This is a genomic window from Salmonella sp. SG203 (genome assembly GCF_013350575.1).
GTDB lineage: Bacteria > Pseudomonadota > Gammaproteobacteria > Enterobacterales > Enterobacteriaceae > Salmonella > Salmonella enterica.
Genome location: NZ_SNMT01000003.1, coordinates 169,910 through 185,024 on the forward strand (window position 1 = coordinate 169,910; position 15,115 = coordinate 185,024).

At 53.4% G+C, this 15,115-nt stretch carries 20 protein-coding genes; 14 read left to right on the forward strand and 6 right to left on the reverse strand.

The window, feature by feature from the left end; all coding sequences use genetic code 11:
• The first annotated feature begins 13 nt into the window (after window positions 1-13).
• Genes ulaB through HV477_RS06850 form a run of 5 tightly spaced genes read left to right on the forward strand, consistent with a single transcriptional unit; the run spans window position 14 to window position 3,007 of the window.
• Window positions 14-319: a PTS ascorbate transporter subunit IIB gene (gene ulaB, locus HV477_RS06830; protein ID WP_000218358.1), complete on the forward strand. Its 306-nt coding sequence runs from the start codon at window positions 14-16 to the stop codon at window positions 317-319.
• A gap of 9 nt (window positions 320-328) precedes the next feature.
• Window positions 329-793, forward strand: a complete 465-nt coding sequence (ulaC, locus tag HV477_RS06835; protein ID WP_000776531.1) for a PTS ascorbate transporter subunit IIA — start codon at window positions 329-331, stop codon at window positions 791-793.
• 13 nt (window positions 794-806) lie between these two features.
• The gene (gene ulaD / locus HV477_RS06840; RefSeq protein WP_000056761.1) at window positions 807-1,457 is read left to right on the forward strand and encodes a 3-keto-L-gulonate-6-phosphate decarboxylase UlaD; all 651 of its coding nucleotides are present in this window, start codon (window positions 807-809) and stop codon (window positions 1,455-1,457) included.
• Between the two features lie 9 nt (window positions 1,458-1,466).
• Window positions 1,467-2,321: an L-ribulose-5-phosphate 3-epimerase UlaE gene (gene ulaE / locus HV477_RS06845; RefSeq protein ID WP_000949530.1), complete on the forward strand. Its 855-nt coding sequence runs from the start codon at window positions 1,467-1,469 to the stop codon at window positions 2,319-2,321.
• A complete protein-coding gene (locus tag HV477_RS06850) occupies window positions 2,321-3,007 on the forward strand; it encodes an L-ribulose-5-phosphate 4-epimerase (protein ID WP_001170767.1) in 687 nt (228 codons plus the stop codon). Before ulaE ends, HV477_RS06850 begins: the two co-directional genes overlap by 1 nt.
• Before the next feature lie 128 nt (window positions 3,008-3,135).
• On the opposite strand, the gene yjfY is transcribed toward HV477_RS06850, so the two are convergent.
• A complete protein-coding gene (gene yjfY / locus HV477_RS06855; protein WP_001529484.1) occupies window positions 3,136-3,411 on the reverse strand; it encodes a DUF1471 family protein YjfY in 276 nt (91 codons plus the stop codon).
• Between the two features lie 193 nt (window positions 3,412-3,604).
• On the opposite strand from yjfY, the gene HV477_RS06860 reads away from it, so the two are divergent.
• The 6 genes from HV477_RS06860 (at window position 3,605) to HV477_RS06885 (ending at window position 6,395) form a co-directional block, all read left to right on the forward strand.
• Window positions 3,605-3,811 (forward strand): hypothetical protein, encoded by a 207-nt coding sequence (locus tag HV477_RS06860; RefSeq protein WP_001661855.1) that lies wholly within the window; start codon window positions 3,605-3,607, stop codon window positions 3,809-3,811.
• 70 nt (window positions 3,812-3,881) lie between these two features.
• Entirely contained in the window at window positions 3,882-4,277 is a 396-nt protein-coding gene (rpsF, locus tag HV477_RS06865; RefSeq protein WP_001216673.1) for a 30S ribosomal protein S6, read from the forward strand.
• 6 nt (window positions 4,278-4,283) lie between these two features.
• The gene (priB, locus tag HV477_RS06870; RefSeq protein WP_001519453.1) at window positions 4,284-4,598 is read left to right on the forward strand and encodes a primosomal replication protein N; all 315 of its coding nucleotides are present in this window, start codon (window positions 4,284-4,286) and stop codon (window positions 4,596-4,598) included.
• A gap of 4 nt (window positions 4,599-4,602) precedes the next feature.
• Window positions 4,603-4,830, forward strand: a complete 228-nt coding sequence (rpsR, locus tag HV477_RS06875) for a 30S ribosomal protein S18 (RefSeq protein ID WP_000135199.1) — start codon at window positions 4,603-4,605, stop codon at window positions 4,828-4,830.
• Between the two features lie 41 nt (window positions 4,831-4,871).
• Window positions 4,872-5,321 (forward strand): 50S ribosomal protein L9, encoded by a 450-nt coding sequence (gene rplI / locus HV477_RS06880; RefSeq protein WP_001196059.1) that lies wholly within the window; start codon window positions 4,872-4,874, stop codon window positions 5,319-5,321.
• A gap of 147 nt (window positions 5,322-5,468) precedes the next feature.
• Window positions 5,469-6,395 carry a DMT family transporter gene (locus tag HV477_RS06885; protein ID WP_000381066.1) on the forward strand — a complete coding sequence of 309 codons (927 nt, stop codon included), beginning with the start codon at window positions 5,469-5,471 and terminating at the stop codon, window positions 6,393-6,395.
• Window positions 6,396-6,444: 49 nt separating this feature from the next.
• On the opposite strand, the gene HV477_RS06890 is transcribed toward HV477_RS06885, so the two are convergent.
• A complete protein-coding gene (locus HV477_RS06890; RefSeq protein WP_001119448.1) occupies window positions 6,445-7,080 on the reverse strand; it encodes an OapA family protein in 636 nt (211 codons plus the stop codon).
• Between the two features lie 219 nt (window positions 7,081-7,299).
• Here HV477_RS06890 and fklB point away from each other — a divergent pair, with 219 nt between their 5' ends.
• Both fklB and cycA read left to right on the forward strand, forming a co-directional pair.
• Window positions 7,300-7,920: an FKBP-type peptidyl-prolyl cis-trans isomerase gene (fklB, locus tag HV477_RS06895; RefSeq protein WP_000235161.1), complete on the forward strand. Its 621-nt coding sequence runs from the start codon at window positions 7,300-7,302 to the stop codon at window positions 7,918-7,920.
• 295 nt (window positions 7,921-8,215) lie between these two features.
• Complete coding sequence (gene cycA, locus HV477_RS06900; protein WP_000228322.1) at window positions 8,216-9,625, forward strand: D-serine/D-alanine/glycine transporter; 1,410 nt, start codon at window positions 8,216-8,218, stop codon at window positions 9,623-9,625.
• Between the two features lie 111 nt (window positions 9,626-9,736).
• Here the strand turns inward: cycA and ytfE are convergent, their stop codons facing one another.
• The 3 genes from ytfE to HV477_RS06915 all read right to left on the reverse strand — a co-directional run bounded on the left by ytfE (window position 9,737) and on the right by HV477_RS06915 (window position 12,396).
• Complete coding sequence (ytfE, locus tag HV477_RS06905; RefSeq protein WP_000331471.1) at window positions 9,737-10,399, reverse strand: iron-sulfur cluster repair protein YtfE; 663 nt, start codon at window positions 10,397-10,399, stop codon at window positions 9,737-9,739.
• A gap of 102 nt (window positions 10,400-10,501) precedes the next feature.
• Window positions 10,502-11,467 (reverse strand): DMT family transporter, encoded by a 966-nt coding sequence (locus HV477_RS06910; protein ID WP_000623290.1) that lies wholly within the window; start codon window positions 11,465-11,467, stop codon window positions 10,502-10,504.
• A gap of 80 nt (window positions 11,468-11,547) precedes the next feature.
• The gene (locus tag HV477_RS06915; RefSeq protein WP_000560616.1) at window positions 11,548-12,396 is read right to left on the reverse strand and encodes an SDR family oxidoreductase; all 849 of its coding nucleotides are present in this window, start codon (window positions 12,394-12,396) and stop codon (window positions 11,548-11,550) included.
• An 87-nt stretch (window positions 12,397-12,483) separates the two neighbouring features.
• Between HV477_RS06915 and HV477_RS06920 the strand changes: the two genes are divergently transcribed.
• The gene (locus HV477_RS06920; RefSeq protein ID WP_001201297.1) at window positions 12,484-12,870 is read left to right on the forward strand and encodes a helix-turn-helix domain-containing protein; all 387 of its coding nucleotides are present in this window, start codon (window positions 12,484-12,486) and stop codon (window positions 12,868-12,870) included.
• A gap of 57 nt (window positions 12,871-12,927) precedes the next feature.
• Here the strand turns inward: HV477_RS06920 and HV477_RS06925 are convergent, their stop codons facing one another.
• Entirely contained in the window at window positions 12,928-14,871 is a 1,944-nt protein-coding gene (locus HV477_RS06925) for a bifunctional 2',3'-cyclic-nucleotide 2'-phosphodiesterase/3'-nucleotidase (RefSeq protein ID WP_020839667.1), read from the reverse strand.
• Window positions 14,872-15,115: the final 244 nt, after the last annotated feature.

Below are 15,115 nucleotides of genomic sequence, written 5' to 3' on the forward strand. Positions count from 1 at the left end.
AGGAGTTTTGATTATGACCGTACGTATTCTGGCTGTGTGTGGCAACGGACAGGGCAGTTCCATGATCATGAAAATGAAAGTGGACCAGTTTTTAACCCAATCAAACATTGACCACACGGTAAATAGCTGCGCGGTTGGCGAGTACAAAAGCGAGTTGAGCGGCGCGGATATCATCATCGCTTCTACCCATATTGCAGGCGAAATCAGCGTGACCGGCAACAAATATGTGGTTGGCGTGCGCAACATGCTGTCGCCTGCGGATTTTGGCCCGAAACTGCTGGAAGTGATCAAAGAACATTTCCCGCAAGACGTGAAGTAAGGATGCAACATGAAATTACGTGATTCACTGGCGGAGAATAATTCTATCCGCCTGCAGGCTGAAGCGAATACCTGGCAGGAAGCCGTCAAGATCGGCGTCGATTTACTGGTGGCTGCAGACGTGGTAGAGCCGCGCTATTACCAGGCGATTCTGGATGGCGTTGAGCAGTTTGGCCCCTATTTTGTGATTGCCCCCGGCCTGGCGATGCCGCATGGCCGCCCGGAAGAAGGGGTGAAGAAAACCGGTTTTTCGCTGGTGACCCTGAAAAAGCCGCTGGAGTTCAACCACGAAGATAACGACCCGGTCGATATTCTGATCACCATGGCGGCGGTTGATGCCAACACTCACCAGGAAGTGGGCATCATGCAGATCGTCAACCTGTTTGAAGACGAAGCTAATTTTGACCGTTTACGCGCCTGCCGCACCGCGCAGGAAGTCCTGGATCTCATTGACCGCACCAACGCGGCAGCTTAAGAAGGAATTGAAAATGTCATTACCAATGTTGCAGGTCGCGCTGGACAACCAGACTATGGATAGCGCCTATGAAACCACTCGCCTGATTGCCGAAGAAGTCGACATTATCGAAGTGGGCACCATTCTGTGCGTGGGCGAAGGCGTGCGTGCCGTTCGCGACCTGAAAGCACTCTATCCGCACAAAATCGTGCTGGCGGACGCCAAAATTGCCGATGCCGGTAAAATCCTCTCCCGTATGTGTTTCGAAGCCAACGCGGACTGGGTGACGGTCATTTGCTGCGCCGACATCAACACCGCGAAAGGCGCGCTGGATGTGGCGAAAGAGTTCAACGGCGACGTGCAGATCGAACTGACCGGTTACTGGACCTGGGAACAGGCGCAGCAGTGGCGCGATGCGGGCATTCAGCAAGTGGTTTATCACCGCAGCCGCGATGCGCAGGCGGCAGGCGTGGCGTGGGGCGAGGCGGATATTACCGCGATTAAGCGACTCTCCGATATGGGCTTTAAAGTGACCGTGACCGGCGGACTGGCGCTGGAAGACCTGCCGCTGTTCAAAGGCATTCCGATCCATGTCTTTATCGCGGGGCGTAGCATTCGCGATGCCGAATCGCCGGTAGAAGCCGCACGGCAGTTCAAACGCTCCATTGCCCAACTGTGGGGCTAAGGAGCGGCTATGCTGTCGAAACAAATTCCGCTCGGCATCTATGAAAAAGCGCTCCCTGCCGGGGAGTGCTGGCTGGAACGCCTGCGGCTGGCGAAAACGCTGGGTTTTGACTTTGTTGAAATGTCGGTGGACGAGACCGACGCCCGACTGGCGCGGCTCGACTGGAGTCGCGAGCAGCGCCTGGCGCTGGTGAGCGCGGTTGCTGAAACCGGCGTGCGCGTGCCGTCCATGTGTCTGAGCGCGCATCGTCGTTTTCCGCTCGGTAGCGAAGATGACGCGGTACGGGCGCAGGGGCTGGAGATTATGCGTAAAGCGATTCAGTTTGCGCAGGACGTCGGGATTCGCGTCATTCAACTGGCGGGGTACGACGTTTACTATCAGCAGGCCAACGACGAAACGCGTTGCCGCTTTCGCGATGGGTTAAAAGAGAGCGTTGATATGGCCAGCCGCGCCCAGGTGACGCTGGCGATGGAGATCATGGACTATCCGCTGATGAACTCCATCAGTAAAGCGCTGGGCTATGCTCACTACCTCAATAACCCGTGGTTCCAGCTCTATCCGGATATCGGCAATCTGTCTGCCTGGGATAACGACGTACAGATGGAGCTACAGGCGGGAATCGGGCATATCGTCGCGGTACACGTCAAAGATACTAAACCCGGCGTGTTCAAAAATGTGCCGTTTGGCGAAGGCGTTGTCGATTTCGAACGCTGCTTCGAAACGCTCAAACAGAGTGGCTATTGCGGGCCCTATCTGATTGAGATGTGGAGCGAAACAGCAGAGAACCCGGCGGCAGAGGTAGCGAAAGCGCGTGACTGGGTGAAAGCGCGCATGGCCAGCGCCGGTCTGGTGGAGGCAGCCTAATGCAAAAGCTCAAGCAGCAGGTATTTGACGCTAACATGGATTTGCCCCGTTATGGACTGGTGACGTTTACCTGGGGCAACGTCAGCGCTATCGATCGCGAACGCGGGCTGGTGGTGATTAAGCCAAGCGGTGTCGCCTATGAAACCATGAAGGTAGATGACATGGTGGTGGTGGATATGGATGGCAAAGTGGTGGAGGGAGGTTATCGTCCTTCTTCCGATACCGCTACCCATCTGGCGCTGTATCAACGCTATCCGTCGCTTGGCGGCGTCGTTCATACCCACTCCACCCACGCCACGGCATGGGCGCAGGCGGGGATGGCTATTCCGGCGCTCGGTACCACGCACGCGGACTATTTCTTTGGCGATATTCCTTGTACCAGGGCGTTAAGCGAAGAAGAAGTGCAGGGCGAGTACGAGCTGAACACCGGTAAGGTGATCATCGAAACGCTGGGCGAGGTGGAACCGCTGCATACGCCAGGCATTGTCGTGTATCAACACGGGCCGTTCGCCTGGGGGAAAGATGCGCACGATGCGGTACATAACGCGGTGGTCATGGAGGAAGTGGCAAAAATGGCGTGGATTGCGCGCGGCATTAACCCGGCGCTGAATCCCATCGACGATTATCTGATGAATAAACACTTCATGCGTAAGCATGGCCCGAATGCGTATTACGGGCAGAAGTGAAGTATGAGCTCCGGAATGTGAATATTATCGGGATGTCACAGGTCTAATTCCGGAGCCATCTTTCCGCGAAAAAAGCCCCCTGCTCAGGGGGCAAATCAACTATGGCTTTTTCGTTGGTTTTCCTGATGCTAGCGATAAATATTCGCGCTGGCGTGTATATTGCCGTTGCTACCCGGTTCCCGGATAAGTATGACGTGATAATACATTGCGTTTCGCACGTCGGCCTCTTCATTCAGCGCCAGATTGGCTTCACTTTCCGTGGCGAAGTTGTGGTTGATGTAGATCACGCCTAAGCTGCGCACATCATCCATATTTCTGGCCTGATGATTATTTAACTCGATGGCTGCCGTTGCCGTTATGCCAGGCAAAAGCGCAGCCAGAAATAACATTATCCGGGCTCGCATAGAGTACCTCCTCAGCAGCGCGGTCTGGTTGGCGATATCCCCCTTTAGTGAATCGCTTCTGGTTTAATTTTAACCATAACCCGCCGCAGAGATGGCGACCTTTTCTGATGCTGTTGTTCAAAAAATTATCGCATTGTCGTTTTTTACCTGATTAACAACCCGTTGATGTATGCCGCTATGTTTAAGAAACCCTGTGTGGCAAAAAAGCGCGCTGACCACAGTGTCAATTTCTCTGCCGGAACAGGCCGTTTATAGTGGCGCGCGATATAACGTTAATATCTCAGCAGCAAAATGCGACGGGACAGGCGTTACGTTCGGCACGATAAATAATTGTACAATCACCTTGAGTTTGCCCGCAGGCGCCAGTATTATAACGCGTCATTTTTCAGCCGACCTTTAACACGTTCCTTGCCTCCATGGGCCGCGGCTGACCCAGACAGGAGGCTGAATAATCCGTAAGGAGCAATTCGATGCGTCATTACGAAATCGTTTTTATGGTCCATCCTGACCAGAGCGAACAGGTTCCGGGCATGATCGAGCGTTACTCTGCTGCCATCACTGGCGCAGAAGGCAAGATCCACCGTCTGGAAGACTGGGGCCGCCGTCAGCTGGCTTACCCGATCAACAAACTGCACAAAGCGCACTACGTTCTGATGAACGTTGAAGCGCCGCAGGAAGTGATCGATGAGCTGGAAACTACCTTCCGCTTCAACGATGCCGTTATCCGCAGCATGGTTATGCGTACTAAGCACGCTGTTACCGAAGCCTCTCCGATGGTTAAAGCGAAAGACGAGCGCCGTGAGCGTCGCGATGATTTCGCTAACGAAACCGCAGATGATGCTGAAGCTGGGGATTCTGAAGAGTAATTTCTGATGACCAACCGTCTGGCGTTGTCCGGCACCGTGTGCAGGGCCCCCCTTCGAAAGGTCAGTCCATCAGGAATTCCGCATTGCCAGTTCGTGCTTGAGCATCGTTCTGTGCAAGAGGAAGCCGGCTTTCACCGGCAGGCGTGGTGCCAAATGCCCGTTATTGTTAGCGGACACGAAAACCAGGCCATTACTCACAGTATAACGGTCGGCAGCCGCATAACCGTTCAGGGGTTTATTTCTTGCCACAAGGCAAAGAACGGTCTGAGCAAAATGGTTCTGCATGCCGAGCAGATTGAATTGATAGATTCTGGAGACTAGCCATATGGCACGTTATTTCCGTCGTCGCAAGTTCTGCCGTTTCACCGCGGAAGGCGTTCAAGAGATCGACTATAAAGATATCGCTACGCTGAAAAACTACATCACCGAAAGCGGTAAGATTGTCCCAAGCCGTATCACCGGTACCCGTGCAAAATACCAGCGTCAGCTGGCTCGCGCTATCAAACGCGCTCGCTACCTGTCTCTGCTGCCGTACACTGATCGCCATCAGTAATCGGTCACGGTCCATTAATACGACTTTGAGAGGATAAGGTAATGCAAGTTATTCTGCTTGATAAAGTAGCAAACCTGGGTAGCCTGGGTGATCAGGTTAACGTTAAAGCGGGCTATGCTCGTAACTTCCTGGTACCAAAGGGTAAAGCTGTTCCGGCTACCAAGAAAAACGTTGAATACTTCGAAGCACGTCGCGCTGAACTGGAAGCTAAACTGGCTGACGTTCTGGCTGCTGCAAATGCACGCGCAGAGAAAATCAACGCCCTGGAAACCGTTACTATCGCGTCTAAAGCAGGCGACGAAGGTAAACTGTTCGGTTCCATCGGTACTCGCGACATCGCTGACGCTGTGACTGCGGCTGGCGTTGACGTGGCTAAGAGCGAAGTTCGTCTGCCGAACGGCGTTCTGCGTACCACTGGCGAACACGAAGTGAACTTCCAGGTTCACAGCGAAGTATTCGCAAAAGTTATCATCAACGTGGTTGCTGAGTAATCAGGCATTCTCGTTTTTGCTAGCAACGAAACGTCGGCCCAGCGCCGACGTTTTGCTTTTTTAACCCCATCGCTTTTCGACTGGCTATCTCCCCCTCTTTTCGCGATAATCAAAAATAAAACATTATTTTAATTTCTTGGTGAAAGAATGGATACCCAACGCCAGGCCTCCCCGTTTGCCCGCAAAAACGTCGTTTATGTGTGTGCCGCATTTTGTTGCCTGCTATGGGGCAGCGCTTATCCAGCCATCAAAAGCGGTTATGACCTCTTTCAGATAGCCACCGACGATATCCCTTCTAAAATTGTTTTTGCTGGTTATCGTTTTTTGTTTGCGGGTGGGTTGCTGCTACTGTTCGCGCTGCTTCAGCGTAAACCGATTGGTCGGTTTCGTCCGCGCCAGTTTGCTCAGTTAACGTTACTGGGGCTGACTCAGACGTCGCTGCAATATCTCTTTTTCTATATCGGCCTTGCGTTCACCTCCGGCGTGAAAGGCTCAATCATGAACGCGACAGGCACATTCTTCAGCGTATTGCTGGCGCACTTTATTTATCAGAACGACCGATTGAGCTACAACAAAACGCTCGGCTGTATTCTGGGCTTTGCGGGCGTCATGGCGGTGAACGTCAGCAACGGCCTGGATTTCAGCTTTAATCTGCCGGGAGAAGGCTCCGTGGTGCTGGCGGCGTTTATTCTTTCTGCGGCCACATTGTATGGCAAACGTCTCTCGCAGACGGTCGATCCGATGGTCATGACTGGCTATCAATTGGGGATTGGCGGTCTGGTACTGGTCATTGGCGGTTACGCTTTTGGCGGTACGCTGACGATACATGGCTTCTCGTCGGTGGCGATTTTAGTCTACCTGACGTTACTCTCGTCGGTCGCTTTTGCGCTATGGAGCATTTTACTCAAATATAACCGCGTGGGGATGATTGCGCCGTTTAACTTTCTGATCCCGGTTTCCGGCGCGGCCCTTTCGGCTATTTTTCTCGGCGAGAATATTCTGGAGTGGAAATACATGATTGCGCTGGTGCTGGTATGTTCGGGGATTTGGTGGGTGAATAAGGTGAAGCGGTAATGCTTCACCTGAACGAATAGGGTACAGGCGGGGTAAGGCGCAGCCGACGTTACTGTGCGCGAATAAAACTGCCGTCAGGCTGACGCGTAAACAGCACCTGTTGACCGTTATCGCCATCTATCGTTAAACCTGTCACCACCCCGCTGGCATTCTGGCGAATTTTAATCATTTGACCATTTTTGAGGTTACTCAGCGGTTTGCCAGCGCCTTCTACCTGCGCCATTGCATAAACGTCTGTCGGGGGCAGCCCGTGGTCACGGAACAGTTGCGCCAGAGTTTTACCAGACTCTACCCGGTACGAGCGCCACTGTTGACCGATGCCGCTATCCTGCTGGAAAGGCTGCGTTTGCGGCTGGTTTTGTTCTTCCGGCTGGCCTTCCTGGATAGGTTCCGGCGCAACGGGCGCCACCTGATCCGGATCGTTTTGCGGCGCGACCAGCTGCGCCTGAAGCTGGGCCTCCGTCGGCGGCTGTGATTGCGATTGCAGATCCAATTGCGCTTCCCGCGTGACGACAGGTGAGTCGCTGGTCTCGCTGGCGGGCAGCAGGAAACCGATCACCAGCACGATAGCGGCAATGATAATGCCACGACGATGCATAGGCGGCAGCGGCTCCATGATGCGAAAATTATCCGGCGCGTGCCAGATTTTCGCCAGGGTTGGTTTTAATTCAAAGCGCCCGGGCATGGTTTACCTCCTGCTCCGCATCTCGTTCCTTAATCATAGAGTATAGATGGCTAACGCTATGATACTGGTAGTGCTATCCGCTTTCGTGACATCAATACGGATAATCTATTGTTTCTTTTTCCCTGCGATTTGTCATCCTCCCTGAGACAAAGTTTTACCAGAAGAAGCGTGGCTGTTATGCTGCCCGCTACTTTTTTGATATCCGATGAAGGAAAAATAATGGCCACCCCGACTTTTGACACTATTGAAGCGCAAGCGAGCTACGGCATTGGTTTGCAGGTAGGGCAGCAGCTCAGCGAATCCGGTCTTGAAGGGCTGTTGCCTGAAGCGCTGGTTGCAGGTATTGCTGATGCGCTGGAAGGTAAACACCCGGCGGTTCCTGTTGATGTGGTGCATCGTGCGCTGCGTGAAATTCATGAGCGTGCGGACGCGGTGCGTCGTGAGCGTTTCAAAGCGATGGCGGCCGAAGGCGTGAAATACCTGGAAGAAAACCGCGAAAAAGACGGTGTGAACAGTACTGAATCTGGTTTACAGTTCCGCGTTCTGACGCAGGGCGAAGGCGCGATTCCGGCGCGTACCGACCGCGTACGCGTGCATTACACCGGTAAGCTTATTGATGGCACCGTATTTGACAGCTCCGTCGCGCGCGGCGAACCGGCTGAATTCCCGGTAAATGGCGTGATCGCCGGCTGGATTGAAGCTCTGACTCTGATGCCGGTAGGTTCCAAATGGGAACTGACTATCCCACAGGAGCTGGCCTATGGCGAGCGTGGGGCCGGGGCCTCTATTCCGCCATTCAGCACCCTGGTGTTTGAAGTGGAACTGCTGGAAATTCTCTAAGCGCCCCGGGTTTGCCGGATGACGGCGTAAACGCCTTATCCGGCAATCCTGACTTCAGCAGATGCCAATATTTTATTTTGCAAATGGCGTCGTTACGTGTATTTTTGTGAGCTAATTCGCATTATCAAAGTGATATAACACTCATTTTAAACATAAAATTAACATTGTATTTGAATCTGAGTATTCATCCCGCCGATTCTTACCTAATATCGATGAGTCCTGATAACAGGATCGTCGTATCATAGACCAAAGGCCGTAGAGCCCGCACAACACAGACAGGTACAGGAAGAAAAACATGGTAGATCAGGTAAAAGTCGCAGCCGACGAACAGGCTCCGGCTGAACAGTCGCTACGGCGCAATCTTACAAACCGTCATATACAGCTTATCGCTATTGGCGGCGCTATTGGTACCGGTCTGTTTATGGGATCGGGTAAAACGATCAGTCTCGCCGGACCGTCGATCATTTTTGTGTATATGATCATCGGTTTTATGCTTTTTTTCGTGATGCGCGCCATGGGGGAATTGCTGCTCTCGAATCTGGAATATAAATCGTTTAGCGATTTTGCGTCCGACCTGCTTGGCCCCTGGGCGGGATATTTCACCGGCTGGACGTACTGGTTTTGCTGGGTGGTGACCGGTATGGCTGACGTGGTGGCGATTACCGCCTACGCGCAGTTCTGGTTTCCCGGCCTTTCCGATTGGGTCGCCTCGCTGGCGGTAGTGATCCTGCTGCTAAGCCTCAACCTCGCCACCGTTAAAATGTTTGGTGAAATGGAATTTTGGTTTGCTATGGTCAAAATCGTCGCCATTGTGGCGTTGATTGTGGTCGGGCTGGTGATGATTGCGATGCACTTTAAATCGCCGACAGGCGTTGAAGCGTCTTTCGCGCATCTGTGGAATGACGGCGGCTGGTTCCCGAAAGGTATTAGCGGGTTCTTTGCCGGTTTCCAGATTGCGGTATTCGCCTTCGTGGGCATTGAGCTGGTTGGTACTACCGCCGCAGAAACTAAAGATCCGGAAAAATCGCTGCCGCGTGCGATTAACTCAATACCGATCCGTATCATCATGTTCTACGTCTTTGCGCTGATTGTCATTATGTCGGTGACGCCGTGGAGTTCCGTGGTGCCGGATAAGAGCCCGTTTGTTGAGCTGTTTGTACTGGTGGGTCTGCCTGCCGCCGCGAGCGTGATCAACTTTGTCGTGTTGACCTCGGCGGCGTCTTCCGCCAACAGCGGCGTCTTCTCGACCAGCCGTATGCTGTTTGGCCTGGCGCAAGAAGGTGTGGCGCCAAAAGCGTTCGCTAAGCTATCGAAACGCGCGGTACCGGCGAAAGGCCTGACCTTCTCCTGTATCTGCCTGCTGGGCGGGGTGGTTATGCTGATGGTCAACCCGAGCGTGATTGGCGCATTCACCATGATCACTACGGTTTCGGCCATCCTGTTTATGTTTGTCTGGACCATCATTCTGTGTTCATACCTGGTGTACCGCAAAAAGCGTCCCCACCTGCATGAAAAATCCATCTATAAGATGCCGCTCGGTAAGCTGATGTGCTGGGTCTGTATGGCGTTCTTTGCGTTCGTGCTGGTATTACTGACGCTGGAAGACGATACGCGCCAGGCGCTGATCGTGACGCCGCTGTGGTTTATCGCGTTGGGTCTGGGCTGGCTGTTGATAGGTAAGAAACGGATGGCGGGGATGCGTTAATTGTTTTGCCCGGTGGCGCTGGCGCTTACCGGGCTTACAGCGTAGCGTTGATTTGGAGGCTGGATAAGGCGCCGTTTACAGCCGCCATCCGGCAAAATGCCCGGCTGGCGATTATTCTCCGGCCAGCGCGCGTGGGAACAGCACGTTATTCTCCAGGCTGATGTGCTCCATCAGATCATCAATCATCTCATTAATGCCGTTATACATCGCTTTCCAGGTGGTGCAGGCTTCTGGCGGCGGCGTTACATTTTGGGTGACGTGTTTGATGACGTCTACCAGCTCTCCCGCCTCGTCATGCTCGCTTTCCATTACGCTTATCGGGCCCGTTGCCTGGCGACCCATACCCTGTTTGATCATTGGGAACAGGATCTGTTCTTCTTTCATCATATGGCTGGAAAGCTCTTCATGCAGCGCGGTGAGATATTTTGTCAGGCCGCGTGGGACGTTTGGCTTATCCGCGTGGACGCGTTCCACTTTGGTTGCCTGCAGAATAAGCTCCGGCAGTTGTTCGCGATGTCGGTCATGATAGCGAACAACGATATGGTCAATAATGTCCGCCAGCGGAACGGCGCGCCAGTCTTTTTCGATGGGCTGTTCAGCCAATTGCGCCAGTTGCGCTTCTATGATGTCAATATCGACGTCGTGACGCGCGGCGGCGCGCGCCAGCGTCTGTTTTCCGCCGCAGCAGTAATCCATATCGTACTGGCGAAACAGCGCCGATGCGCGGGGAATAGAGAGCGCCAGTTCGCCTAAAGGTTGATCGCGATAAGCCATAGCCGTTACCTCATTTGCAATAATATAAGTTGTATTTTAAATGCATCTTTAAGGCGAGGCTATAACTCTTTCGGGGTGCGTATAATTTAAGCGAGTATGAAATTAGCGTTCCGTGACCGGAACGACGGTCGCTTTTTCCGGTTTCGCTCTCACGGCAATGACCACGCCCGCCACCAGGAGCGCAATGCCGCTTAACGTCAGGAATGGCGGGATTTCCTGGCGCAGAATGAAGGTATAGAGCAGTCCCGCCAACGTCTCAAAAACAATCAGCGGCCCTAAAATAACGGTTGGTAATTTTTGGCTGGCGATATTCCAGCACAGCGCGCCCACCCAGGAACACAGCACCGCGATGGCGATCATCAGACCAATAAACAGCGCGGGATGCGGGCCAAAGGGCAGGGTAAACAACGGTTTCTGGATACTCAGCCACAGACAGACCGCCGCATAGCCGATTAACGAGACCGGCAGCGTAACCAGCGCCTGCGCCGTTGCCCACATCATGGGATGTTTGTCGGGATTTTCCCGCAGCCAGCGGGCGTTGCGCAGCGCATACCATGCCCAGCACGCTACGGAAATCAGCGCCAGCACAATGCCTGAACCATAGCGCCAGCCGCTAACATCGGATAATCCCTGACTAAGTTCAGCAATATTGACGCACAGCAGGCCAAAACCGATAAGCGCCAGCGCGGGCGCTAAACGCCGCCAGGATAATCTGCCGTCTCGTTGGCTATAGAGAACGTTAGCGAAAAGCGGAATGACGACCGGCAATGTCCCGATGATCATCGTCGACACCGGCGCGCCGGTTCGCTGAATGGCGCTGGCGAGGCAGGCGTAATAGATTACATTGCCCATCAGGGTCAGCGACAGGGCGGTGGACCAGTCTTTGCGCGTTAACTGGCGTAACCGCGTGCGGCCTAACCAGGCAATCGGCAGGGCAATCAGCCCCAGCGCCAGATAGCGTCCCATTGACTGTAAGAGGGCCGGGTAATCCGGCACGATTAACGGGCCGACGAAAATCAATCCCCACATTAGCCCTGCCAGCAGGGCGTATAGCACGCCGCTAATCATCAGATTCTCCTCATAAACCGTTCCGTCATTATCAGAGAAGGTCTATGAGGATGCCACATAAATTAACTAAATTTTAACACTTACAGTACGGAGCGAAGGCTTTCTGTGAGCGTCGTCGTCGGGCGACCGATGAGTTTACGCAGCGTATGGCTGTCATCAAACAGACCGCCTTTCGCCGCGCCAGCGTCAGAATTGGCCAACATATCCGCCAGTCCGTCAGGCAGTCCTGCGCCTTTCAGCGCGGCGGCAAAATCGACTTCGCTCAGGTTCTGGTAGACGATTTTTTTTCCGCTCTGATGAGTAAGTTCATCCGCCAACTGGCTTAATGTCCAGGCGTCATCACCCGCCAGCTCGTAGACATTCCCGGCGTGACCCTCTTCACGGATGACGCGCGCGGCGGCGGCGGCATAGTCAGCGCGCATTGCGGAGGCGATTTTCCCTTCTCCTGCTGCGCCAATAAAGACGCCATGCTTCAGCGCGGCAGGGACGCTCGCCAGGTAGTTTTCCGTATACCAGCCGTTACGTAATAGCGTGTGAGGAATACCTGACTCAGCCAGCATTTTTTCCGTTTCAATATGTTCATCGGCGAGCGCCAGCGGCGATTTATCCGCATGTAGCAGGCTGGTATAGGCGATGAATTTCACCTTCGCGGCAATGGCGGCCTGAATGACGTTGCGGTGCTGCGCGGTGCGTTGTCCCACTTCGCTGGATGATATAAGCAGCAGTTTATCAACGCCCTGTAAGGCGGTGGTCAGCGCGGCTTCGTTAGCGTAATCCGCCTGGCGAACGGCGATCCCGCGCTGACTGAGCGGGGCGGCTTTTTTCGGGTTACGGACGATCGCGACGAGGTGGCTGGCGGGCGTCGTTTTTAGCAGGTTTTCAATAACGTGTTGGCCCAGTTGGCCTGTTGCGCCAGTGATAGCAATCATGGTGAACTCCTCAGTGTTGGTCTTGTGTTTTATTACGCTACCACCTAAACTTACTTTTAGTAAGTACGTACAAAAAGGTAAGTACCAATGCGCGCTCATACTCTTTCCCGGCAGTTGCGTGAAGGCAATCTCTTTGCTGAACAGTGCCCGTCCCGTGAGGTGTTAAAACATGTCACCAGTCGCTGGGGCGTACTGATTCTGGTCGCGTTACGCGACGGTACACACCGTTTTAGCGACCTGCGCCGCAAGATGGGAGGCGTGAGTGAAAAGATGCTGGCGCAGTCGTTACAGGCGCTTGAACAGGACGGATTTCTCAACCGGGTGTCATATCCAGTTGTTCCGCCGCATGTGGAGTACAGCCTGACGCCGCTTGGCGAGCAGGTGAGTGATAAAGTCGCCGCGCTGGCGGACTGGATAGAACTGAATTTGCCGCAGGTATTGGCGCAGCGGGAGCGTTTATCAGATGGCGGCTAGCGCTTTATTCGGCCTGCCAGTCAGGCCGAATAAACGCAGCGCCATACGGGACACACGTTACTTGCTTAAATCCACCTGATAAATGGCAAAACCGATATCATCGACGGCAACCTTCTTCATCGGATACTGCCCTTTCGCTTTAATGAAGGCCGCTGCTTTATCGCCTGGCGATGTTTCAAAGCGGATATCCAGCGCCGTATCGCTGTGGATTGGCGCCAGACGCCAGTTATTATCCGCCGCCGGATGGATTTCGCCCGCGCGTTTTGACTCTGCGCCAATCCATGCCGCCAGCACGGCGCGATTTTCATCGGGAGACGCAAAGGCGATATGGCTGTCGCCCGTGCCGGCAAACTTGCCGCCGTAAGCGCGATAGTTATTCGTGGCGACCAGGAACGTAGCGTTCGGGTCGACAGGCTTACCGTTAAAGGTCAGGTTTTTAATACGTTCCGCCTGCGGATTCACCATCTGGCATTCGCCATCATAGCGGGCGGGCTGTGACACATCGATTTGATAATTCACGCCGTCAATGACATCGAAATTATAGGTGCGAAAGCCATCCCAATTGATCAACGATTGCGGTTTGTTGCTGTGAATATCAATCTGATTAAACTGTCCGGCAGAACATTCCAGCCACTCTTTTACCTCTTTGCCGCTGGCTTTCACCACCACCAGCGTATTCGGATAGAGATAAAGATCGGCGGCGTTACGGAAGGTCAACTGGCCTTTTTCCACTTCGACAAAACTGGCAGGATCGTTCTTACGCCCGCCAACTTTAAACGGCGCGGCGGCGGACAGCACCGGCAGTTTCGCCAGATCCGGATCGCCCTGAATAAAGTGTTCCACATACGCTTTTTGCGCGTTATTCACCACCTGTACGGTAGGATCGTCCTGCACCAGAGCAAGATAACTGTACATATTATCGGCGGACTTGCCGATGGGCTTGCTGACAAACTCGCGGGTGGCATCGTGATCGGCTTTCAGAATATCGACCAGCTTACTGTCTTCCGCCGCCAGCGACTTTTTAGCGGCGGCGTCGTAAATAGGCCGCGCTTCCGCTTTCGCCTGCGTAACCTGCCATTTGCCGCTGTCGTTATTGAGCACCAGATCGACCACTCCCAGATGGTCGCCCCACATGCCAGGCATTACCGCAGGAATGCCGTTAAGCGTACCTTTGGCGATATCCGCGCCTTTGATGTCGGCAAAATCTTTACCGGGGAAGACGGCATGGGCGTGGCCAAACATAATCGCGTCGACGCCGGGAACTTCACTGAGGTAATAAACCGAGTTTTCCGCCATGCTGTGGTACGGATCGGCAGAAAGGCCTGAATGAGCAATGACTACCACGATATCAGCGCCTTTCTCGCGCATTTCGGGCACATATTTCCGGGCGGTTTCCGTAATGTCATTGACGGTAACTTTGCCGCTCAGGTTCGCTTTATCCCAAATCATGATTTGCGGCGGAACAAAGCCGATATAGCCGATTTTCAGAGTTTGCGGGTTGCCGTCTTTATCAATAACGCTCGTCTCTTTAATCAGATAAGGCGTAAAGAGCGGCTTTTGGGTTTTAACGTCGATAATATTGGCGTTAACATAAGGGAATTTCGCGCCGGCCAGCGCGTTATGCAGATAGTCCAGACCATAATTAAACTCATGGTTGCCGAGGTTTCCAACCGCGTAATCCAGAGTGTTGAGCGCTTTATAGACCGGGTGAACATCACCGTCTTTGAGCCCTTTTGCCGCCATATAATCGCCCAGAGGGCTCCCCTGAATCAGGTCGCCGTTATCCACCAGCACGCTGTTTTTGACTTCATTTCGGGCGGCATGAATCAAACTTGCGGTACGTACCAATCCGAATTTTTCGGTTGCGGTATCCTTGTAATAATCGAAATCCATCATGTTGCTATGTAAATCAGTAGTTTCCATGATACGGAGATCGACGGTAGCCGCATTCACGCTGGCGGCGATCAGCGTAGCCAGAAGCGTTGCACTAAACTTAATCATCAGAGGCACCTTTTAAGAACGCAATAGAAAAGCCGGATAGTGAAAAATAGCGATGATAAACAGTGAAACCCGATATCGTTCCGACCGTCGCCAGAAGAAGGCGAAACTGCCCCATCCGGCCGATTTTTTGCGAGTGTTCACAGAAGGGTGAATCATGCCATGAAAGGTATTATCAAAACCGCAGACGGTATCACAGTTGGCGGAACCCTTAACGATCGGGTATAAGTAAAACAACGAGTTAACG

Coding starts and splice junctions, on each gene's coding strand:
- HV477_RS06885 (WP_000381066.1), top strand. CDS start 5,469: ATGGATACCCAACGCCAGGCCTCCCCGTTTGCCCGCAAAAACGTCGTT.
- fklB (WP_000235161.1), top strand. CDS start 7,300: ATGGCCACCCCGACTTTTGACACTATTGAAGCGCAAGCGAGCTACGGC.
- HV477_RS06925 (WP_020839667.1), bottom strand. CDS start 14,871: ATGATTAAGTTTAGTGCAACGCTTCTGGCTACGCTGATCGCCGCCAGC.
- HV477_RS06850 (WP_001170767.1), top strand. CDS start 2,321: ATGCAAAAGCTCAAGCAGCAGGTATTTGACGCTAACATGGATTTGCCC.
- ulaE (WP_000949530.1), top strand. CDS start 1,467: ATGCTGTCGAAACAAATTCCGCTCGGCATCTATGAAAAAGCGCTCCCT.
- HV477_RS06915 (WP_000560616.1), bottom strand. CDS start 12,396: ATGATTGCTATCACTGGCGCAACAGGCCAACTGGGCCAACACGTTATT.
- ulaD (WP_000056761.1), top strand. CDS start 807: ATGTCATTACCAATGTTGCAGGTCGCGCTGGACAACCAGACTATGGAT.
- ytfE (WP_000331471.1), bottom strand. CDS start 10,399: ATGGCTTATCGCGATCAACCTTTAGGCGAACTGGCGCTCTCTATTCCC.
- cycA (WP_000228322.1), top strand. CDS start 8,216: ATGGTAGATCAGGTAAAAGTCGCAGCCGACGAACAGGCTCCGGCTGAA.
- priB (WP_001519453.1), top strand. CDS start 4,284: ATGACCAACCGTCTGGCGTTGTCCGGCACCGTGTGCAGGGCCCCCCTT.
- HV477_RS06910 (WP_000623290.1), bottom strand. CDS start 11,467: ATGATTAGCGGCGTGCTATACGCCCTGCTGGCAGGGCTAATGTGGGGA.
- rpsR (WP_000135199.1), top strand. CDS start 4,603: ATGGCACGTTATTTCCGTCGTCGCAAGTTCTGCCGTTTCACCGCGGAA.
- HV477_RS06890 (WP_001119448.1), bottom strand. CDS start 7,080: ATGCCCGGGCGCTTTGAATTAAAACCAACCCTGGCGAAAATCTGGCAC.
- ulaC (WP_000776531.1), top strand. CDS start 329: ATGAAATTACGTGATTCACTGGCGGAGAATAATTCTATCCGCCTGCAG.
- HV477_RS06920 (WP_001201297.1), top strand. CDS start 12,484: ATGCGCGCTCATACTCTTTCCCGGCAGTTGCGTGAAGGCAATCTCTTT.
- rplI (WP_001196059.1), top strand. CDS start 4,872: ATGCAAGTTATTCTGCTTGATAAAGTAGCAAACCTGGGTAGCCTGGGT.
- ulaB (WP_000218358.1), top strand. CDS start 14: ATGACCGTACGTATTCTGGCTGTGTGTGGCAACGGACAGGGCAGTTCC.
- yjfY (WP_001529484.1), bottom strand. CDS start 3,411: ATGCGAGCCCGGATAATGTTATTTCTGGCTGCGCTTTTGCCTGGCATA.
- rpsF (WP_001216673.1), top strand. CDS start 3,882: ATGCGTCATTACGAAATCGTTTTTATGGTCCATCCTGACCAGAGCGAA.